This window comes from Tissierella sp. (assembly GCF_032104385.1).
In the GTDB taxonomy this organism is placed as follows: domain Bacteria; phylum Bacillota; class Clostridia; order Tissierellales; family Tissierellaceae; genus Tissierella.
Map to the genome: position 1 here is coordinate 59698 of NZ_DAMCHJ010000013.1, position 21298 is coordinate 80995.

Below are 21298 nucleotides of genomic sequence, written 5' to 3' on the forward strand. Positions count from 1 at the left end.
AATTACCTCTCCTTAAAACAGCCTCTTAACGTCCTTTGTGTGTAAATACCTATCAACTGCAAATATAATAGCTAATGATACAACGCCTAAAAGTATATCCATAGTATTAGAACTGCTAATTAACATCTTCCTTGCAATGGCATATAGTATTACTTCAAGAACATTGCCTGCTGAATGAGTTATTAGCATAAGTGCAAGTTCTAGTCCAACAACAAGTAATAGTATATGAGTTAATAATCCTTGTAATATTTCATAGGATGCACTGGCTTCCGCCATAAAAACCTTATAAATAAGAACAATTATATCCTTTGTACTTAAAATTACTGTAACAATAATAAAAGCTGCCAATAAAATCTCTATCCATAAAATAAAGTTTTTCATTGATTTTTCTATTTTCTTTAATAGACCTCCTAATTCATCTTGCACTTAAATCACTTCCTATTCTTTTTTCTCTATTATATCCTATTATGATAAAGTTTTCACTAAAAAATATTGCGACAGAGAAATCTTTTCCCTATCGCAATTCCATATTAAAATGAACATGGACTATATCCACAATCTTGACACTCAGAACATCCTCCACTATGCATCATGGTTCCCCCACAAATTGGACAAATCTCTGGATTTTCTTCTATTTGTTCTGCTGCTAATTTATTTAATTCATTTTTTAATTCATCTATCTTATCCTGCCTGCTTTCCTTTGGCTTATCTGTAATAAGTATACCAGATCTTGCACAGCCATCACGATAGATAGTAACTCCCTTTAGTCCTCTTTCCCAAGCATATAAATAAAGTTCTTCAACTTCTTCAACTGTAAATTCATTAGGTACATTAACTGTTGATGAAATACTGGCATCAATATATTGTTGCCATGCTGCCTGAACGTCGATTCTATCTTTATAGTTTAAATTTGAAGTTGTAATAAAGAAATCCGGAAGTTCTTCTTCACGAGAAATATTATTTCTGTCCATATAGTCCTTAACAATAGGTGTAAACACCTTATAGTATGTGTCCATATTATGAAGAGATTCTGATTTTCTTGTATAGGACACTTGGAATATTGGTTCCACTCCATTACTGCAGCCTATTAAAGTTGAAATACTTCCTGTAGGTGGTATAGTTAATAACTGACTATTTCTAAGTCCATATTCTTTAATTAATTCCAGTACCTCCTCAGTTGCGTTTGCTAAAAGGAAAGGTGAGTTAAATACTGCTTCTTTCTTATATCTTGGGAATGTACCATGTTCCTTAGCCATTAAAGCTGATTGCCTCAAAGCTTCATTAATCATAGTATGACCAATTTTATGAATTAGAGAAATGGACTCCTCACTCCCATATTTTATACCTAGTTTAATAAACATATCCGCTAGTCCCATAATTCCAAGTCCAATTTGTCGTAGTTCTCTAGACATTTCCCTTTGTGCTTCTAATGGATGTAACTCCATATTTTCATCTAATACTTCATTTAAATAAATAACACCATCTCTTACCATTTGTCCAAATTTTTCATATTCAAAATATGCATATTTTGTAAATGAGTTTTTTACAAATTCTGATAGATTAATAGATGATAAGTTACAACTGCCAAAGGCTGGAAGAGTTTCTTCCGCACATGGGTTAACTCCAGCAAATTCAAAATCCTTGTCTTCACTCATTAAATGCCAAGAGTTTATTTTATTTGTAAACAATATTCCTGGCTCAGCCATATTCCAATTATTCTTAGCTAATTTTTCAAACAATTCTCTAGCATTTACTATCCTACTAATTTCTTCTCCAGTTGCTTCAACCTTAAAATATAGATTATATTCCTCATCATTTTTTACTGCATTCATAAACTCATCATCTATATTAACAGATATATTTGCATAGTTAACTTTAGATAAATCATTTTTCACATCAATAAAATCTTCTATATCAGGATGATTACAGTCCATATTGAGCATCAAAGCGCCACGTCTACCTCTCATACCAATAAGTCCTGTTACCATGGAAAATAAATCCATAAAAGAAACAGCTCCCGTTGTAGTATTTGCCGCATTGTTTACTCTGGAGCCTTTTGGTCTTAGCTTAGAAATAGCTAATCCTACTCCACCACCATAGGAATAAGTTCTTGCCAAATATTTTGCAGTATCAAATATTGATTCTATATTATCTTCAACCTTTGGCATTACATAACAATTTGATAAAGTAATCTTTCTTCCAAATTTATTTAGCCCTCTACCAGCTAAAATACGCCCTGCTGGCATAAACTTTTTATCTTTTATAGCCTTTTTAATAGCATTGTTACCACCACTGACTCTAGTTATAAAACCTTCAAAAGACTCATTTTCAAATCGATATTTCTTCTCATATATATCCCTTTGAAGATCTGACATTGTCCATCCTTGTTCTCTTAATTTAGCTCTTTCTTCTCTATATATAATATAAACTTTAGCTACATCTGGTCTTGATTTCATAAGCTCTATCTCTACAAAATCTTGAATCTTTTCTATATTTACAACCTCTAATTTATTAAAGTCTATAAAAGCTTTACTAGCAATTTCTTTAGCTAGATCTTCATTAACACCTAAATCCGTTTCCGCCATGGCTTTTTTAATAGCATTTACAATTTTTTCCTCTTCAAATGGAACTATATTACCATTTCGCTTTTCTACATTTAACATAATGTTCCCCCTTAATACAGTGAATAATTATTCACTGATTCTATAATTATTTATTTTTGATCATTAACTATGTTTCTATTACCAACTATATATAGTATGTATATGCCATTTTATATACTATATATATTAAATCTACCAAATATTATATTAAAAATCAAATTAAATTATCTTAATATAACATTTGAATTAAAGGGGACAATAGACCTAGTACACCTCCTAAAAGAGCACCTAACCATGTAATAGCCTTTAGTTCTTTATTGGCTATTTCTAAAATTAGTTCTTCTGCAAAATCCACATCAAAGCTATTAACCTTATCTTCAACAATCTTTGATACATCAAAAATTTCAATAATACGAGGTAGCTCATGTATAGCAAATTTATCAAAAATAGTTCTAATAAAATTGTAAACAATCGTAAGTGTATCCTCATCTATTTTTTCAGCCATAAAAGAAATAGGCTTGTTTAAAAATTGTTCAATTATATCTTGAGTAAAAGTAGATATGCTTTCTTCAAGTTCATCTGAATTTAATATTGTATCTATATTCGTATTTAAATAGTTTCTAATCTTCTCCTTATTATCTACCTCTAAATCTTTTAGTTTATCCTGTACTGATCCTAACAGGATACTATAATTTTCTTCGTTGGAAATATATTTAAGCAAAATGTCTGCAATTTTTATTGGCATTTCATTATCCATACTATTTGTTAATCTTTTTGCCATTTCTGAAGTCTTAGATTCTAATAACTTATCTATAGAAGACTTAACTATCATAATTATACTATCATTAGCTTCTTCACTTTCTATATATTTTTCAATCATATGAAATACTTTATCCGAAATTAAATCTGGGCTAATAAAAGCGGCAATTAGCTTGTTTACATTTTGAGAAACTAGATCTGAAATTGAATCCTTAATTTTTATCTGGATATTAGGGTCTTTAAATCCATCTTTTATACTATTTCCTATCTGATTTCCATTTTCATCAATATATTTATTTATGGAAATTAATATATCCTTAGGAATTAATTCAGATATTTTTCTCTCATCTTCAATAAGCTCCTTTAGCTTTAATTCCAACTTATTTGCTAATCCATTCTTTAACTCCTGAGAATTGGATAGCTGTAATAATGTTTCTTTTAACCTTTCATCTACTAACTTATATATCTCTTCAGAATTAATATTATTTACTTTATCTTCAATTGAATTAAATATCATGGATTTAATATGCTTCCCTCTAATCTGAGAAATAATTATATCCTTTAGATTATTTTCTATTACCTCTATAAACCTATAATAATTTTCATTTAATAGATTCACTAAAACTTCTTTTATTGATTGATGACTTTCTTTTAATTTATTGACCTTATCCTCTAACCATAACCTAATCTCTCTATCCTTCTTTTTATTAGATAGGGATTCAATTATGGTTTCAGGTGATAATAAATAAACTCCTACTGTTTCTCCTATACTTTTAGCTATTCTATGTCTTTCTTTAGGTATAAGTCCAGGAGTAAACGGCACTTTTATCCCCATTATTTTTCTTTCATAATGGGGTCTAAATAACATCTTTATGGCGAGCCAATTTGTAAAATATCCTATAGTTGCTCCAACAATAATTGGTATTAATATCTTCATATTTTTCTCCTTTCAAAACAACAGGAGCGGTCCCTCTCAAAACCGCCCCTTCATGTTACATAAGTTCACATATATTATTTGTAAATTCAATAGGGTCTTCTATAGGCAATCCCTCTATTAATAAAGCTTGGTTATATAATAAATTAGTATAAAGTTTTAGTTTATCCTTGTCATTTTCATAGGCAAATTTTAATGTATCAAATACATGATGGTTTATATTAATCTCTAATATCTTATCTGCTTTTATACCGTTACTATCTGGCATCTGGCTTAAGACTTTCTCCATTTCTATTGAAAGATCTCCTTCACTAGATAGACAAACAGGATAATTCTTAAGTCTCTTAGATGGTTTAATATCCTTTACTTTATCTGATAAAGTTTCTTTCATAAATGAAAATAGGTTCTTATTTTCTTCTATTTCCTTTTCATTATCCTGAGCATTTTCATCAGATTCTATACCTAAATCACCTGATGATACAGATTTGAATTCCTTTTCTTTATATTTCATCATCATCTTAATTGCAAATTCATCTATATCATCTGTGAAATATAAAATTTCGTAGCCTTTATCCTTTACTAATTCAGTTTGTGGTAATTTATCAATTCTTTCAACGGATTCTCCGGCTGCATAATAAATATATTTTTGCTCTTCTGACATTCTGCTTACATATTCATCTAATGTAACCATTTTCTTTTCCTTCGAAGAATAGAAAATAAGTAAATCCTGTAATGCTTCCTTGTGCATTCCAAAGTCACTATAAATTCCAAATTTTAATTGTTTCCCAAAACCCTTAAAGAATTCTTCATATTTTTCTCTTTCACTCTTTAATAATAAAATTAATTCATCTTTAATCTTATCTTCAATTTTCTTCGCAATTAATTTTAATTGTCTGTCATGCTGCAATATTTCTCTAGATATATTTAAAGATAAATCCTCTGAATCTACTATTCCTTTTACAAAACTAAAATAGTCTGGAAGTAAATCAGCACATTTATTCATAATAAGTACTCCATTTGAATATAGCTCAAGTCCTTTCTCATACTCTTTTGTATAAAAATCATAAGGAGTTTGACTTGGTATAAATAATAGAGCATTATATCTTACAATACCATCTACAGATAGATGAATTGATTTTATAGGTTCATCGAATCCAAAATGCTTTTCTGCATAGAAGCTTTTATAATCTTCTTCTATTAATTCGTTTTTATTCTTTCGCCATATTGGAACCATGCTGTTTATTACTTGCTCTTCCTGATACTCTTCGTATTCATCTTCTGAGTCTTCTTTTAATCTACTTTTGGTAATATCCATCTTAATTGGATATCTAATAAAATCAGAATATTTTTTTATAATTCCTCTTAATCTATATTCTTCTAAAAATTCATCATAGTTCTCGTCTTCTGTATTTTCTTTGATTTTTAATATTATATCTGTTCCAATAGTATCTTTTCCCGTAGGCTCTATGGTATATCCTTCTGCCCCTTCTGATTCCCATTTATATCCTTCATCGGAGCCAAAAGTTCTACTTATAACTGTTACTTTGTCTGCTACCATAAATGCCGAGTAAAACCCAACACCAAATTGACCAATTATATCAAATCCATCTTTTAATTCATTTTCATTTTTAAATGCAAATGAACCACTATTTGCAATTACACCAAGATTTTCTTCTAACTCTTCCTTTGACATTCCGATCCCTGTATCTGATATGGTTAGTGTTCTATTATCTTTATCTGCAAATATTTTGATATAATAATCGTCCTTATTAAAGCTAATATTTTCATCAGTTAAAGCCTTATAATAGATTTTATCAATGGCATCAGATGAATTGGAAATCAGTTCTCTTAAAAATATCTCTTTATGTGTGTAGATTGAATTTACCATTAAATCAAGCAAACGCTTGGACTCTGCCCTAAATTCCTTTTTTTCCATAGATATCTTCCCTTTCCTTTTTACTATTGTAAATATTATTAGCACTCTAAGTGTTAGAGTGCTAATAATATTTATATATCATATTTATTTTTTTATGTCAACATATAACTCTATATTATCCTATTTTTCTCATTACATCTAAATTCTTTATAACCCATAGTCACTACCCAAACATAAGCAAGAGTCTTTGGTATCATTAAAATTCCAATCAATGGAATTGTATTAGCCCATAATACAACAGGTACGTAAAAACCAAAGGATAATATGATTGCTAACCACATGAATTTAAAGTTATTATCATCATGTTTTTTAACCTCAGAATAAAAAATCCATATGATAATAACTCCCATAATAGCAAATGGAATATTTCTATATATTCCCCATAAAACAGGTGCATTAAAATTTAACCAATCATTTTGAGGAAAAAAACATAATGCTATTCTTATAATGCTTAAAATGTAGATTGAAAATGTAAGTTCTCTACGTCCTTGAATATTATAACGCTGTCTCCATATATGGTATAAAATCACATAAAATATAGTCATAGTAATAGATGTTATAAGCTTTCCTATGCCAAGTATAGCAGCATTATCTTCCAAACCAGTTGTAAGCAAAGCATACGATCTAGGTATTAAATGAAAGGAGTCACCTATACCTAATACAACAGCCATAATGCCAAATAACTTAAATTCTTTGTTATCTTTACTTTTTAATATCATTACCATACCTATGGTAATAACCCCTAATAAATAAACTATGTCAAATAATGTTTCCATAATTGCCTGCATAATAATCACTCCTTATATAATGTTCGTGAACATTGTTCATTAATGTTTAAATTAAAAACCATACTTTAGTATGATCTTAATTTGACATTACTTTCTTTAAAATTGTTATAAAAAAGCTTATATCTTCCTCTTCTTTTCTAAGCATTATAAGCATATTTTCAAAAATAAACTGTGCCATTTTTTCTTTTGAAAACATTTCAGACCATGGGCACTCTCTTAAATCATTATCCATATCCATCAATATTTTAATTCTAAAGGAAATTCTTTCAAAATATTCATCTTCTCTTTGCTTTCCTAGTATCTTCTCCTGCGTTTTTAGCAAAGAAAGCTGTTCCAGCCAATTTTCTTTGAATTTATGAAGATAATGATATAATATACTATAAATCTCCTTTAAATTATCATAAAAACTCCTATAAGAAAAACTCTGCCAATCAACATTTGCAAAAGCACCTTCCCAAAACTCTTCAATAACAGCTACTAATAAATCTGCTTTTGAAGGAAAATAGTTATATACTGTACCTACAGCAATACCACTATTCTTAGCAACAGCACGAATATTTATATTTGAAACACCTTGTTTCATAGCAATATCTTTAGCTTCCGACAAAATAATATCCTTATAATTTTTATTATAGTTATCCATATTTTATTTCACCTCATGAACACTGTTCATTTTTATAGTATAATAAAAATTTCTTATTGTCAATATTTATTTTTTTAATTTAACAAACTGTACTTTATTTCCCTTGTATATCAATAACCACTATTTCTGGCGGATTAAATATTCTAGGCAATCTTGGATTGAAGGATACTCCTCTACTTACAATATGAGTATAATTTTCATGCTCATATACTCCACCAGCATACTTTGGAAAGAATCCTTGATCCGGAGCAAAAAGTCCATTTAATATAAATGGAATCCGTAACTGTCCACCATGGGAATGACCTGAAAGTACCATATCAAAAGGTAAAGAATTATATAGATTAACTTCTTCTGGTCTATGAGACAATAGTATCTTATAGCTTGACGAACTATCTATATTTAAAAATGCTTTGTAAATTTCTTTATACCAATCAGATTCTAGTCTTTTATAGCTAATTATATATGGGTCATCTACACCCCCTATAACTAATTTAACTCCATTTACATTTACTTCCTTATAATCATTTTCCAGTACATTAATATTAAAAGACCTAAAAACTTCCTTAATATAATCCACTTCTCCTGTCCAAATTTCATGATTACCTGTTACATAAAATATAGGTGCTATATCCTTTATAGCTTTTAAAAACAGTTTAGTACCTTCTATAGGAACCTTATCGTCTGCAATATCACCAGCTAAAGCAATTATATCCGGATTTTGTTTTTTTATTTTATTTGCAATTTTACTTTGATTTTTACCATATACATGACTATGTAAATCAGATATAAGTACTATTCTTATGGACTGATTGCCTAAGAATTTATCTGTTTTAACCTTATACTTCCTTGTAACAAGTCCATTATAGAAACCTAATAAAGTAAAAATAACGAGCAGAACTATAATAATTTTAGATTTTCGTTTTTGTTTAATCATATATCCTCCAATGTAATTTTAAAATCTATATAATAACTACCCTTTATATATTATATTTTATGACAGTAATAAATAGGTTACATATATATTACAAATTAAATTACATATAGTAAGTATAAATATTGAAAAAACATGATAAAAAATAGTAGGTATTTACTCCCTACTATTTTTAGATTGATTACATTGTTAAAGATATATATGTTCTTTATCTTCTTTGATTATTACATTATTGTATCTGAGTATTTGTTTGGTTCTATCTCCATCTCCTAAGGAATCTAAATATACGACTTCTTCTGGCACTATTTTTATTACTTTCAAATTTCTTTCATTATTCATTACATATTCAATGGGATGTTGTTCCCTTGCCTCCTCAAAAATTCTTTGATTTTCTAGGCTAGTTGTTGCTGTGCCAAAAATTTGAACTCCTTTAATTTGTCTATAGTCAATATAATCTGTATTTACTAATAGGCAAATGTTAGGATTAGATTCTATTGCGTTAAATTTCTCTCCTCCTGCAGAAAGTATATAAATATTCATATCTTCTCCAACAAAATACTGTACTGGACTACTTCTTGGTATATTGTTCATACATGTGGCAAGGGATCCACTCTTATGTTCCTTGAGGAATTCGGATATTAAAATCTTTAATTCTTCTGCCGATACTTTTTTATCTTTCACTTGATCACTCCTTATAATATTTTAAAACTATCCATAACTCTACCCCTCTACTTCTATATATAGTATTATTTTACTTTTCTTGTAAATTATTCTTTAAGATAATTGATATAAAGACTATAATGATAATAAAAGATTAATTGTTAAAAATAGATATGAACTAAATTATATAAGGAGGATTCTATGAATAATTTTGAATACAATCTTGAAAAATATGCTGAACTGGCTGTAAAGGTTGGAGTTAATTTAAAAGAAAAAGAAGGTCTAATAATAACAGGTAATACTGATACCTTACCTCTTGCAAGATTAATAATGAAAAAAGCATATGAAATAGGCGCAAAGCATGTAGAATTTCAACTAAACGACGATGCAATGAATTTAATAAGATTTAAACATGGCAAAGACTATGTCTTCAAAAACTTTCCAGACTGGAAAGTAAATTCCCTTGAAGCTATGTATAAGAATAACTATCATCATATCTTTATTCTAGCATCTGACCCAGAACTATTAAAGGATATTGATGGAGAAATAGTTGCTAAAAGTCAGAAATCTGCTTCACAAGCAATGGCTCCTGTAATGAAATATAGAATGACTGGAATTACTAAATGGAATATAATTGCCATGCCATCAGCTTCATGGGCTAAATCCGTATTTCCTGATTTAGATGAGAAAGATGCTATAGAAAAACTTTGGGAAAACATATTTGCTGCAACTAGAGTTGACCAAGAAGACCCAATTAAAGCATGGGAAATACATGATAAAAATCTAAAAAAATATAGGAATTTCTTAAATGAGAAACAATTTGAAAAATTAGTATATAAAGGTCCTGGAACTGATTTAGAAGTATACTTAGCAGATGGACACTACTGGATGGGCGGAGCAAAGACAAGTCAAGGCGGTCACTCTTATGTTGCTAACATACCTACTGAAGAAGTATTTACTACACCTCACCGTTTAAAAGTTAATGGTAGTTTAAAAGCTACAAAACCTCTTAGTTTAAACGGAAAAATTGTAGATAATTTTGGTTTTACATTTAAAGATGGTAACGTAGTGGATTTCTATGCAGAAAAGGGATATGATGTTTTAGAAAAACTTATGGAAAATGATGAAGGTGCTAAATACTTAGGCGAAGTTGCTTTAGTCCAAGACGATTCTCCTATATCAAATACGGGAATATTATTTAATGAAACTCTATTTGATGAAAATGCCTCCTGTCATTTTGCCCTAGGTCGTGCCTATGCCTATGCCATGAGAGATGGCTCCAATATGACTCAGGAAGAATTAACAGATAGAGGTGCTAATTTTAGTTTAATCCATGTAGATTTTATGGTAGGTGGACCAGAGTTAAATATTACAGCATATGAAAAAGATGGTAATGAGGTTCAACTATTTAAAAATGGAAACTGGGTGTTTTAGATAAAAAACAAGTATCAGTTTTTGTGACAGACACTAAAACTGATACTTGTTTTTATAATTCAGAAACCACAATATTATCCTCATAACTAACCCAATCACTATACCCTCCTACATATATTTTTGGTTTAAGTCCTATTTCGTCCATGAAAATATAATTTACTGTGCCTGTAATTCCTGAACCACAGTGTACAATTATTTCCTCATATTCCCTCAACTCCTTAAAATATTCTTCCAGTTCTTCATTAGACATTATCTTTCCATCTGCTACTAAATTCATCCATGGATAGTTTAATGCATTCGGAATATGACCTGCTATTTTATCTAAAGGTTCCACTTCTCCCCTATATCTTTCAGCTGCTCTAGAATCTATTATTGCTACCGTATCTAAACCCATAGCCCTCTTAACATAATTTACATCTACTTTCATTGAATAATCTATATTTAAACTTAATGATTTAGATTCTTTTATTTCTGGAATTTCAGCAACTATTTCTAATCCATTTTCAGTCCACGCTCTGATTCCTCCCTCCAAGATATAAATCTTATCTTTTCCAGAGTATTTGAGTAGCCACCATAACCTTCCTGCCATTGCCAAATCTCCATCATCATATATGACTATTGCAGAATTATCCTCAATGCCAAATCTTTTCATATCTTCTATGAATTTTTCCATATTAGGCAGTGGATGTCTACCTCCATGTATACTAACCTTACCTGTCATGATATCTTCCATAGACACAAAATATGCTCCTTCTATATGACCTTCTTTATATCCTGCATATCCATAGTCAAAGTCATTTAGCTCTGCTCGAGCATCTAATATAATCAAGTTTTCAGTTTTCATATTATTTATCAACCATTCTCGTGATATAATATTCTTCATATAAAATCTCCTTAAAATTTATTTGTTTCTTAGGAAAAGCTAACCCATTTCTTAGATATCCAAGCAATTAGGTCAATTTTCATAAGTTGCGAATTTGTGACTTTTATACCTTCTGCTAATAGTTAAATTTGAATACAGCACCATATTCCTTAAGCTTTATTTCATTTCCAATCCATACGGGTGTCCCTTTATCTATTAAATCATATATACTCTCTACATCTTCATTATACATTCTAACACAACCTAATGATATATATTTCCCAATACTATTCTTGTTGGAATTTCCATGTATTCCATAGGATCCTCCTCCTCTTATGCTTAGTCCCATCCATCTTTTACCAAGGGGATTATTGGGTTCTCCTCCCTTTATAGGTTTGTGTTTTCCTGCCCCTCCCCATGCTGGGTTTGTATATTTTGTTACTATGGTAAATTTCCCTTCTGGAGTATATTGAGGTAGTTTTCCCGTTGCAACAGGATATTTCTTTACTATTTTTTTCTCCTTTATATGATATAAGGTATTACTGCTTTTATTAATCATTATAAAATTTCCTATTGGTATTTCAAAAGTAAACTCTAACTCTATTTCTGAAATCCTTATCCTATTTAGTTCCATATCTTCATTTATTCTTTGATATGTATTCTTTCCAACTATACCATCAGACTGTAATCCATTATCTTGTTGATATCTAGCTACAATACTTTTTGTTTTATTATCAAAATAATAACCATCTGTTATATCCTTATATCCTTTTTTCTTTAAGAAACTCTTAAGTTTCAAAACCTCTTCACTAGATACTCCTTCTCTTAACATTAATCCATTAATATCAAACTTTATAATTTCTACTTTTTGTTCTTTATGGACTTCTTCAGGAAGGACTTCCTTAATTTCTTTATTTATTTCTTCTTGAATTTCCTTATCTATTTTTTCCTGTGTTTCTTCTTGAATATCTTCCTCAACTTCTTCCTGTTTTTTTATTATAACTTCATCCTTAGAATCTTCTTTTAATCCCTCTATTAACTCCTGAATACTATCTGCTTTTTCTTCTGATTCATCTTGAATCACTATACTCTCTATAATATTTATTTCCCCATTATTTATATCTCCATTTACTGGATCACTTAGCATAATTGGGGGAAGTATCATAAACATTAATATATAACTATTTAAGCCCATTTTAATCCTCTCCTTTTCAGATATAAGTTCTCTTAAATTGTATTTTCATATTGGAAAATTTATGAATTAAAAATTACAATAATTCCTAGTAAATTGGTAGGTTTGCTTTTGAAAATTAGTGGTATAAAAAAATGCTAAGTATATCCTATGTAAATATACAAGAACCTATAGATTTGGAAAAAAGAGGCGGAATAATATCCTTCACCATAGACGATATACATCCACATGATGTGGCGTCTATTCTGGATTCCTATGGTGTTGCCCTTAGGGCAGGACATCATTGCTGTCACCCTTTATAGAAGTGGACACAATAAAAAATCCTTATTAAATCCAGATATTACTGAAAGTGGTCATAATCCTAGCTGCGGTGATGATATTAGTTTACAATTAAAACTTGATGGAAATATAATAAAGGATGCTTCATTTACTGGAAATGGATGTGCCATATCTCAGGCATCTACATCTATGATGATAGACTTGATAAAGGGAATAACTATAGAAGAAGCACTAAATTTAGCGGAACTCTTTATAGGAATGATTAAAAAAGAAATCATTAATAAAAATGAACTAGAAAAGTTAGAAGATGCCATGGTTCTTCAAAACATTTCTAATATGCCTGCTAGAGTAAAATGTGCTGTTTTAGCATGGCATACACTGAAGGAGACTATTAACAAAATAAAGATGGTTTAAACCATCTTTATTTTGTTTTTTCACTAATAGCTACTGTTTTCTTGCTTATATCCAATATATAATCTGCTAAATAATCTAAACTTTCATCATGCATTACTGCCACTATTGTTTTCGTTCCTTTTATTGAATCTAAATATTTTACAACATTATTCTGAGTCATCTTATCCAAATTTGACATAGGCTCATCTAAAAATATATAATCACTTGGTTGAGATAAAACTCTTAACAAATTTAATTTCTGTTGTTGTCCAAAACTTAAATTTACAGGATTATTAGTTATCTCTTTGCTGTCAAAATCTATATTCAACATTTTATAAACTTTAGGTTCCGGCTCAATATCCAATAGATTATCTTTAAAACCTCCATTAACAATAAGAATAGGATAAGTTAAGTAACTATAATTATCTATATTTTTAGATATAGAAAGATTTCCCTGACCAAATTCTTTTGCTAAATTTCCTGTTATATAATTTATTAACATTGATTTACCACTGCCATTTTCACCTTTTATTATTACAAATGAATTTACTGGTATATCAATATTTCCCATTCTAAATAATAAATCTGTCTCCTTATTGCTTTTATACATACTAAAGCCATTTGAGCTAATTAGAGTATCTGAAGTTCTTATATCTTCAAACCCAGATGATTCTTTCGACTCTTTCTCTAATAAGTCTATTCTATTAATATTGGCTTGATTAGCTTTCTTTCTTACAATAGTTGATACTAATTCAGAAATAGGTCTTGAAATGAAATTAATTAATTGATATAAAAACAATACCTGTCCAACTGTCAATTTTGAATTAAAACCCATATAAGCTGAGATTGATAAAATTAAAATACTATAAAACTTTGTTATAATCTCAGGTATACTGGTAGATAATATTTCATACAGCTTAAATCTTGTTACAAAATCTAAATACTTATAGGATGATGAATTAAATCTATTTATAAACACTTCCTTTGTTTTAGAAATATTTATCTCTCTTTTTGATTCAATTATACTCCTAGTTTCATTTAAGAACAAATCTTGAGTAGGTAATCCCTTTTCTTGATACTCTGCAATAAGTTCACTAGGCTTAGAGGAAGCAAATAATGCTAATGGGATATATAACATAAAAAGAATTCCTATAACTTTATTAATATAAAATATAACTCCTATCACAAATATAACAATCATTAAATTTGAAATCCAGCGAACGTATAGTTCAATTGCAATACTCCCGTAAGAAAAGGCTGAGTTAGTAACTACATTGTAGTAGAATCCTTTATCTTTCTTACTATAATTTTTATAGTTTAAATTTAAAAGATTAATCAAAGCATTTTTAGATATATCAATAGAAGCAATCAATTCATTTCTAATAGGTAGGTATTTTCCCAAAAATATTGTTGTGAAGCTACTAACCATTGCTATAAAAACTGCAGCAATTATCCAATATTTAAATAAATATATTTTATTCTCTATTAGTACTTTATCTATTAGGAAAGATATGTTATATGAAAAACAAATAACTACAAAAGAATTAAAAAATAATCCTAATGCCAAAAGAAGATGTTTAGTCTTTCTTTTGTAACTTTTCATAATTCACCCTCATTAATTAAATTATATTATCTAACATATTCAAAGTCAGTCTCAACTCATCTAAAATCATTTCTTTGCAATTAGAAACATGTAAATCGTTTGCCACAAAACATCCTCTCGAACATATATATTTATATTTACACTCATTGCATTTGTCATTATGTTTATTATTATATTCCTGTATAGCTTCTATCTTTCTAGTATTTAGGCAATAATTTGTTTCGTTAAACTTACCTATAATTAAATTCTTATCCTCAGGACAAGTGTATATATCTTTAGTATTAAAATCCAATACCCAGGTATTTCCGGCTTCACATCTGTTACATGATACTCCTTCTTCATTTAATATTCCTATTATTTTATTCAGCATATTAGAATTAATAGATATATTTAAATTTTCATATTTATTTAAATTACCAATACCATTAATATAATTCATAAAATCTATTTGAGAATATGAATAATTCGTATGCAATACCCTATTTAATATAATATTCATTCTTGGGGTGTTTGAAAATCTACTATTAAAATATTCCAATGTATTAATTAAATCTCCATTATTATTCTGGTCAATATTAATCTGTATTGATACATCTTTATCTGATAATTTATATATTTCAACAACGTTAATCAAATAATCATATGTATATTTATTAGTAATACGTCTTTTATTATGAAAATCCTTAGTTCCATCTATAGTAATTATGATATTTTTAAATTGTTCATTAGCCAGTACAATATTCTTTATCTTGTCCGTATGATATCCATTAGTATATACATTAACTGTAGCAGGATATATAAATTCTAAAAATTCTAATACATTTTTAATATTTTCTTCTAATAATGGTTCTCCTCCAAATAAATAGATTTCATCGAAGTAATTTAATATCTTTTCTAAAAATTTATAGTAATCATCTAAATTATCTATAGGATTCTGTCTATAATCATGATTCTGATAACAATATACACAATTTATATTACAACTAGAATTAAATTTCACATAAAGTTTTCTCAAAACTGGCTTCAATTCCAAGTTAATAGGATAAATTCTATCCGAAACTCTCATATTTTTATTATCTAAATCCAAATATACTCTTTGACCCCTAAATTTAAAATACATACTTTTTCCTCCAGTAACAATATAACAATAATCTGTTATTTCAATATTAGATATAAATCCTCCTAAAATAGAGGATTTATATCTTGATTTGTACAGCTAACATATTACTACGCCACTACAACAATGTCCCGCTGTGTAGAAATTACTCTTTAAAGTTTTTTTACTCCTTACAAGTACTTTCATACTATAATTACCTCCTTTATATATATTATTTAAGCTAAAATAGCTAAAATTGCTCTCTAACAATAAAGGTTAGAAGATCATCTAATACAACTTTTTCTGGTATACATCCAGAAAATCCCAATTCTCTCTTAACTTCACATCCGCCCATACATAGTGGAAGAACTTTACATTCACTACATTCTTTAGGGTAAGGAAAATCTTTTCTTTCATTAATTATATTGCTTACGGTGAATTCATATTCCATACTATCATCCTTTCCAGTACATGATAGAAGCTCAAGCTTAGGAGATAAGTAGTATGCATTTTTTGTTACAAAAGGACATGGATTTGGTAAACTATTTGGAATAAGAATATCTTTACCACATAATTGGAGAGTCTTAAAACATTCCAAATAAGCCATGCAAAATTCATCATAACTAAGCATTTCGAATTCAGCATCTAAAGAATGCTTTTCCATTTGTGAAAATACAAAAGATATACGTTCCAAATATTTTGAATACCTTTTAGTCAGATATTTTATTAATTCACTAGCTTCCAAAACATTTTCTTTACATAAATTAATTCTAAAAATAATTCTAGAGTTAATTCTATCTATAATATTATCTATATTAGATATTATTTTATCAAAACTATTAGAATTAGATTTTCTTAAATGATTATGAGTATCTTTCATCCCTTCAATCGTAATTTGAATTGTTTCAAAATTAATTTGAGTAATATTTTCAATATCTAATAAATATCCATTTGTTACTAAATAAGGTAAGTATAATATATGGAGCTTATCACACATCTTCTTGAATTCATTATGTAAATGTAACAGGATATTATAATTGAGCAACGGTTCTCCACCAAAATATGATATTCTCAACTCTTTATAATTATTTATTTCAAGTAGTGTTCTTACTTTCTCTAATAATTTATTTGCTTCTTTAATTGTCATTTCAACTGGATTTCGAGTTTGATAACAATAAACACAATTAAAGTTACATTTTTCAGTTAATGATAACGTTATATCTAGGCTAAAAAAATCATTTTTCGCATTATAGCCAACTTCCTCTATTAACTCCTTAAATTCATCAACCTCATTATCTATTAGATATCCCTGTTCAATTAATTCATTATAATATTTAGGCATATCTAGTAGATTAGAATTATCAACCTCTATTAAACCATTTTCTTTACAATTAAATACAAATTCCCTATTGTCTACTTTAAAGTGATGATTATAAATTGATTCTTTTAATTTAATCATTTTTCCACCTCTTAAAGATTTTATTTTATATAATCATGCTATAAGCTCAGAATATTGCAATTATTTTGATTATTTTTAACTTCTTATGCTTTATTTTGTCTTATATGATTTTATTTTTGTTAACATCTTGATTATTTTATTTTTATAGCTATTACTCCAATACTTTAATTTACACGTATAAACACTGTATTTACAGTTATCCCATGGAAAACAAAATATGATATTAATATCAATACATAGTAAAACCAAATTCAAATTAGCTTATGATTAACTAAATATTAATGTGTAAAATTCATCAAAAATAGTTAACATAGTATTCAAATTTTGTGTATACAGTATTATACTAACATCATATCTCGTATATTCCATATTTTTTAAGATACATTAAAATAATTTTTTGAACCTTTTCTTTTATATTCTATACTTTTATTTATTTTCTTTTGAACAAAAGAAAATAAATAAAACAAAAATAATTGCCCTATTGATTTAAGTTCATCAACCTTATTATATTTTCAGCTGTTTTTTCCATATTCTCTTGTCCTTTCTCTAATGCTTCTTCCAATGTGGTTATATCTCTTGTTATGCTGAAAATAGAATCAATCCCCATAGTATATAAAGTTTCTATATTAGTTCCTACTCTACCTGCTAAGGCTACTACTGGTTTATTGTATTCTTTTGCAAGCTTTGCTATTCCAATAGGGGTTTTTCCAAATTGAGTTTGAAAGTCAATTGATCCTTCACCAGTCCATACCATATCTGCATAAGGTAATTTCTCTTCAAGCTTTGAATACTTAATTACCATATCAATACCTTTGTTTAATCTGCCATTTAAAAATGCCATAAGCCCTGCACCAAGTCCACCAGCCGCTCCTGCTCCTGACTCATATAAAATATCTATACCTAATTGCTCTTTTATTAAAATACCATAATGTCTCAAATTATTATCTAATACTTTCATAATTTCAGGGGTTGCTCCTTTTTGTAATCCAAATACATAGGAAGCCCCCTGTTCTCCACATAAAGGATTGTTCACATCACAAGCAACTTCTACAATAACATCCTTCAAACGATTATCAAAATTAGATAAATCAATGGTAACTAATTTATCTAATTCTCCCCCTCCAAATCCTAATTCCTTACCTTCTTTATCCAGAAATTTACCACCTAACGCTTGTACAACTCCTATCCCACCATCATTAGTTGCACTGCCGCCTATACCTATTAATAATTTTTTAACTCCATAATTTAAACAGTACTTTATAAGTTGTCCAGTACCATAGGTAGTAGTTATTAAAGGATTTCTTTTTTCAGAGGGCACCAAATGAATACCACTTGCACTGGCCATTTCTATTACTCCAGTTTCTCCATCTCCTAAAATACCATAACTTGCTTCTACTTCATTTCCTAATGGCCCTATTACATCTACATTATATGTTTGTCCATTTGTAGCATCTACTAAGGACTGCATTGTTCCTTCTCCACCATCAGCCATTGGAACATGTATACAACTAATACTATTATTTGCCCTTTTAATTCCTCTTTCCATAGCCTCACAAGCCTCTTTAGCAGTCATACTTTCTTTAAATGAATCAGGTGCTAATAGAATAACAAAATCTTTTTTCATATTTTAACCTCCAAATGTTATTCATAAATCTTTCACTTCAATAGTAGTTAATTTACTATATTAATTGGATTACCTGATATGAAGGCTTTTAAATTATCTACTGCAATATTCATAAGTCTTTGTCTGCTTTCTTTTGGTGCCCATGCAATATGAGGGGTGATAATTATATTTTTAGCACTAAGCAATGGATTATCTAATTGAATAGGTTCTGACGATACTACATCACATGCTGCTCCTGCTACCTTTCCAACATTTAAGGCATCTCTTAAATCTTCTTCTACAATTAATTGACCACGAGAAGTATTGATTATCATAACTCCATCCTTCATCTTATTGATTGTATCTTTATTAATTATTCCCTTTGTTTCTGGAAAAAGTGGGCAGTGTAAAGAGATGACATCTGACTTTTTCAAAAGTTCCTCTAAATCAACATATTTGCAAGTTTCTGTTTCAAACTCTAGTCTTCTATTATTACTAAATGCTAAAATATTCATCCCTAATGCTTGTGCAATTTTAGCAGTTCTTTGGCCAATTCTGCCAAATCCTATAATGCCCATAGTCTTGCCATCAAGCTCAACCATTGGGTGATTCCAAAAACACCAGTCAATATTATTTGTCCATTCACCCTTCTTTACTGCATATGAATGTTCACCAACATGATGACAAAGTTCTAATAATAGAGAAATTGTAAACTGTGCAACTGCATTAGTACCATAAGTTGGAATATTACAAACAGGAATATTCTTATTCTTTGCAGCTATAATGTCTATATTGTTGTATCCTGTTGCAAGTTCACCTATGAATTTTATATTAGTACATGAATCCAAAGTCTCTTTTGTAATTGGAGTTTTATTAGTATAAACAATATCTGCATCTCCAATTCTTTCTATAACTTTGTTTACTGGTGTTCTATCATATACTGTCAATTCTCCTAAATCTTCTAGCTCGTCCCAACTCAAGTCTCCTGGATTTAAAGTATATCCATCTAAAACTACAATTTTCATAATATACACCTCATTAAATTTATATTGATATAATTAGAAGCAAAAATAACTGCCTGTACCCATGCTCTTAGAGCCTCCAGTTGCCTCAACTTTTTTAACATATATCTATTATATTCTATATTTAATCTTATAACCATATTAATATAAACATATTTGTTATACTATCTTCTACATATACAATTTTTGGTATATTCACTTTTTGGGTTTACATAATGAAGATACTCTTATATAATATTCCATATTGCATGCAATCATAACTGCTGAATCCTAAATATTATAGGTAGGTCGGAAACAACCATTTAAGGGGTTAATCCACATCTGTGGTAGGGAACCTTCTATCCCAAGTCCGTCAGCTAACTTCGGAAGCATTATTACGGAAGGAGTGTGTATGACAATGAAAGGAAAAAAAACATTATCAGTCTTGATAGTTTTAACATTGTTATTGGTACCAATAAGTGGAGTATTTGCAAGTGAAAATTATATAACTTTAAAATTTGGCAACAAAGGAAATGTAGTTTCTAAGCTTCAACAGGCATTAAAAAATCATGGATATTATAGAATTTCTATAGATGGCATCTATGGTAAATCAACTGAAAAGGCTGTTATTAATTTTCAAAAGGATAATAAGTTAGTAATTGATGGTATTGCAGGAAAACAAACCCAAGAAACTCTATATAGTAAATCTACTACAGTTTCAAGAGGAACCACTTCCTCTAAAATTTATAGCAAGGATGACTTACTTTGGTTAGCTAGAATTATTGAGGCAGAAGCAAGCGGAGAATCATATAAGGGAAAAGTAGCTGTTGGAAGTGTAATTCTTAATAGAGTTAACTCTAAAGAATTTCCCAATACTGTATATGGTGTAATCTTTGAGTATTATGGTAAAATTCCTCAATTTAGCCCAGTTGCTGAAGGAACAATCTATAATACCCCATCAGAAGAAAGTGTAAAAGCAGCTAAAGATGCTATCAATGGAGCAAAACCAGTAGGAAATTCAACATATTTCTTCAATCCAGCCAAAGCAGCAGGAACTTGGATCGTAAAGAACAAGACCTATGTAACAAAAATAGGTGGACATAGTTTTTATGCATAACTAAT

19 protein-coding genes and 1 riboswitch are annotated in these 21298 nt (G+C 28.9%); of the genes, 4 read left to right on the top strand and 15 right to left on the bottom strand.

Annotated features, from left to right (window positions below):
• Positions 1 to 12: 12 nt before the first annotated feature.
• From RT714_RS12610 to RT714_RS12645, 8 genes are all read right to left on the bottom strand, one after another.
• Positions 13 to 426 (bottom strand): hypothetical protein, encoded by a 414-nt coding sequence (locus RT714_RS12610; RefSeq protein WP_313758074.1) that lies wholly within the window; start codon positions 424 to 426, stop codon positions 13 to 15.
• 104 nt (positions 427 to 530) lie between these two features.
• On the bottom strand, positions 531 to 2663 hold the full coding sequence (locus tag RT714_RS12615; protein WP_313758075.1) for an adenosylcobalamin-dependent ribonucleoside-diphosphate reductase: 2133 nt from the start codon (positions 2661 to 2663) through the stop codon (positions 531 to 533).
• Positions 2664 to 2832: 169 nt separating this feature from the next.
• On the bottom strand, positions 2833 to 4299 hold the full coding sequence (locus RT714_RS12620; protein ID WP_313758076.1) for a DUF445 family protein: 1467 nt from the start codon (positions 4297 to 4299) through the stop codon (positions 2833 to 2835).
• A 55-nt stretch (positions 4300 to 4354) separates the two neighbouring features.
• Positions 4355 to 6232 carry a molecular chaperone HtpG gene (htpG, locus tag RT714_RS12625; protein WP_313758077.1) on the bottom strand — a complete coding sequence of 626 codons (1878 nt, stop codon included), beginning with the start codon at positions 6230 to 6232 and terminating at the stop codon, positions 4355 to 4357.
• Positions 6233 to 6342: 110 nt separating this feature from the next.
• Entirely contained in the window at positions 6343 to 7020 is a 678-nt protein-coding gene (locus RT714_RS12630) for a hypothetical protein (RefSeq protein WP_313758078.1), read from the bottom strand.
• Between the two features lie 76 nt (positions 7021 to 7096).
• A complete protein-coding gene (locus RT714_RS12635) occupies positions 7097 to 7663 on the bottom strand; it encodes a TetR/AcrR family transcriptional regulator (protein ID WP_313758079.1) in 567 nt (188 codons plus the stop codon).
• Between the two features lie 94 nt (positions 7664 to 7757).
• Positions 7758 to 8597, bottom strand: coding sequence for a metallophosphoesterase (locus RT714_RS12640; RefSeq protein ID WP_313758081.1), 840 nt, complete (start codon positions 8595 to 8597; stop codon positions 7758 to 7760).
• A 186-nt stretch (positions 8598 to 8783) separates the two neighbouring features.
• Positions 8784 to 9275 carry a pyridoxamine 5'-phosphate oxidase family protein gene (locus tag RT714_RS12645; protein ID WP_313758082.1) on the bottom strand — a complete coding sequence of 164 codons (492 nt, stop codon included), beginning with the start codon at positions 9273 to 9275 and terminating at the stop codon, positions 8784 to 8786.
• 180 nt (positions 9276 to 9455) lie between these two features.
• Between RT714_RS12645 and RT714_RS12650 the strand changes: the two genes are divergently transcribed.
• Positions 9456 to 10688, top strand: coding sequence for an aminopeptidase (locus RT714_RS12650; protein WP_313758083.1), 1233 nt, complete (start codon positions 9456 to 9458; stop codon positions 10686 to 10688).
• A gap of 52 nt (positions 10689 to 10740) precedes the next feature.
• Here RT714_RS12650 and RT714_RS12655 read toward each other — a convergent pair whose 3' ends face one another.
• Positions 10741 to 11571: a sulfurtransferase gene (locus tag RT714_RS12655; RefSeq protein WP_313758084.1), complete on the bottom strand. Its 831-nt coding sequence runs from the start codon at positions 11569 to 11571 to the stop codon at positions 10741 to 10743.
• 115 nt (positions 11572 to 11686) lie between these two features.
• On the bottom strand, positions 11687 to 12745 hold the full coding sequence (locus RT714_RS12660) for a L,D-transpeptidase family protein (RefSeq protein WP_313758086.1): 1059 nt from the start codon (positions 12743 to 12745) through the stop codon (positions 11687 to 11689).
• Between the two features lie 131 nt (positions 12746 to 12876).
• Here RT714_RS12660 and RT714_RS12665 point away from each other — a divergent pair, with 131 nt between their 5' ends.
• On the top strand, positions 12877 to 13044 hold the full coding sequence (locus RT714_RS12665) for an aminotransferase class V-fold PLP-dependent enzyme (RefSeq protein WP_313758087.1): 168 nt from the start codon (positions 12877 to 12879) through the stop codon (positions 13042 to 13044).
• Positions 12998 to 13435: a Fe-S cluster assembly sulfur transfer protein SufU gene (gene sufU / locus RT714_RS12670; RefSeq protein WP_313758132.1), complete on the top strand. Its 438-nt coding sequence runs from the start codon at positions 12998 to 13000 to the stop codon at positions 13433 to 13435. Before RT714_RS12665 ends, sufU begins: the two co-directional genes overlap by 47 nt.
• Before the next feature lie 7 nt (positions 13436 to 13442).
• Here the strand turns inward: sufU and RT714_RS12675 are convergent, their stop codons facing one another.
• The 5 genes from RT714_RS12675 to RT714_RS12695 form a co-directional block, all read right to left on the bottom strand.
• Complete coding sequence (locus tag RT714_RS12675) at positions 13443 to 15017, bottom strand: ABC transporter ATP-binding protein (protein WP_313758088.1); 1575 nt, start codon at positions 15015 to 15017, stop codon at positions 13443 to 13445.
• Between the two features lie 16 nt (positions 15018 to 15033).
• Positions 15034 to 16137 carry a radical SAM/SPASM domain-containing protein gene (locus RT714_RS12680; protein ID WP_313758090.1) on the bottom strand — a complete coding sequence of 368 codons (1104 nt, stop codon included), beginning with the start codon at positions 16135 to 16137 and terminating at the stop codon, positions 15034 to 15036.
• 226 nt (positions 16138 to 16363) lie between these two features.
• On the bottom strand, positions 16364 to 17572 hold the full coding sequence (locus RT714_RS12685; protein WP_313758092.1) for a radical SAM protein: 1209 nt from the start codon (positions 17570 to 17572) through the stop codon (positions 16364 to 16366).
• A 478-nt stretch (positions 17573 to 18050) separates the two neighbouring features.
• The gene (locus RT714_RS12690) at positions 18051 to 19196 is read right to left on the bottom strand and encodes a glycerate kinase (RefSeq protein ID WP_313758094.1); all 1146 of its coding nucleotides are present in this window, start codon (positions 19194 to 19196) and stop codon (positions 18051 to 18053) included.
• 47 nt (positions 19197 to 19243) lie between these two features.
• Positions 19244 to 20200 (bottom strand): D-2-hydroxyacid dehydrogenase, encoded by a 957-nt coding sequence (locus RT714_RS12695; RefSeq protein ID WP_313758095.1) that lies wholly within the window; start codon positions 20198 to 20200, stop codon positions 19244 to 19246.
• Positions 20201 to 20448: 248 nt separating this feature from the next.
• Positions 20449 to 20585, top strand: a riboswitch (cyclic di-AMP (ydaO/yuaA leader).
• A gap of 9 nt (positions 20586 to 20594) precedes the next feature.
• On the opposite strand from RT714_RS12695, the gene RT714_RS12700 reads away from it, so the two are divergent.
• The gene (locus tag RT714_RS12700) at positions 20595 to 21293 is read left to right on the top strand and encodes a cell wall hydrolase (RefSeq protein ID WP_313758096.1); all 699 of its coding nucleotides are present in this window, start codon (positions 20595 to 20597) and stop codon (positions 21291 to 21293) included.
• Positions 21294 to 21298: the final 5 nt, after the last annotated feature.

What these genes read in the sequence shown, in the direction of transcription:
- RT714_RS12615 (WP_313758075.1), bottom strand. Translation starts at nt 2,663, where the DNA reads ATGTTAAATGTAGAAAAGCGAAATGGTAATATAGTTCCATTTGAAGAG.
- RT714_RS12620 (WP_313758076.1), bottom strand. Translation starts at nt 4,299, where the DNA reads ATGAAGATATTAATACCAATTATTGTTGGAGCAACTATAGGATATTTT.
- htpG (WP_313758077.1), bottom strand. Translation starts at nt 6,232, where the DNA reads ATGGAAAAAAAGGAATTTAGGGCAGAGTCCAAGCGTTTGCTTGATTTA.
- RT714_RS12630 (WP_313758078.1), bottom strand. Translation starts at nt 7,020, where the DNA reads ATGCAGGCAATTATGGAAACATTATTTGACATAGTTTATTTATTAGGG.
- RT714_RS12635 (WP_313758079.1), bottom strand. Translation starts at nt 7,663, where the DNA reads ATGGATAACTATAATAAAAATTATAAGGATATTATTTTGTCGGAAGCT.
- RT714_RS12640 (WP_313758081.1), bottom strand. Translation starts at nt 8,597, where the DNA reads ATGATTAAACAAAAACGAAAATCTAAAATTATTATAGTTCTGCTCGTT.
- RT714_RS12650 (WP_313758083.1), top strand. Translation starts at nt 9,456, where the DNA reads ATGAATAATTTTGAATACAATCTTGAAAAATATGCTGAACTGGCTGTA.
- RT714_RS12655 (WP_313758084.1), bottom strand. Translation starts at nt 11,571, where the DNA reads ATGAAGAATATTATATCACGAGAATGGTTGATAAATAATATGAAAACT.
- RT714_RS12660 (WP_313758086.1), bottom strand. Translation starts at nt 12,745, where the DNA reads ATGGGCTTAAATAGTTATATATTAATGTTTATGATACTTCCCCCAATT.
- RT714_RS12665 (WP_313758087.1), top strand. Translation starts at nt 12,877, where the DNA reads ATGCTAAGTATATCCTATGTAAATATACAAGAACCTATAGATTTGGAA.
- sufU (WP_313758132.1), top strand. Translation starts at nt 12,998, where the DNA reads ATGGTGTTGCCCTTAGGGCAGGACATCATTGCTGTCACCCTTTATAGA.
- RT714_RS12675 (WP_313758088.1), bottom strand. Translation starts at nt 15,017, where the DNA reads ATGAAAAGTTACAAAAGAAAGACTAAACATCTTCTTTTGGCATTAGGA.
- RT714_RS12680 (WP_313758090.1), bottom strand. Translation starts at nt 16,137, where the DNA reads ATGTATTTTAAATTTAGGGGTCAAAGAGTATATTTGGATTTAGATAAT.
- RT714_RS12685 (WP_313758092.1), bottom strand. Translation starts at nt 17,572, where the DNA reads ATGATTAAATTAAAAGAATCAATTTATAATCATCACTTTAAAGTAGAC.
- RT714_RS12690 (WP_313758094.1), bottom strand. Translation starts at nt 19,196, where the DNA reads ATGAAAAAAGATTTTGTTATTCTATTAGCACCTGATTCATTTAAAGAA.
- RT714_RS12695 (WP_313758095.1), bottom strand. Translation starts at nt 20,200, where the DNA reads ATGAAAATTGTAGTTTTAGATGGATATACTTTAAATCCAGGAGACTTG.
- RT714_RS12700 (WP_313758096.1), top strand. Translation starts at nt 20,595, where the DNA reads ATGAAAGGAAAAAAAACATTATCAGTCTTGATAGTTTTAACATTGTTA.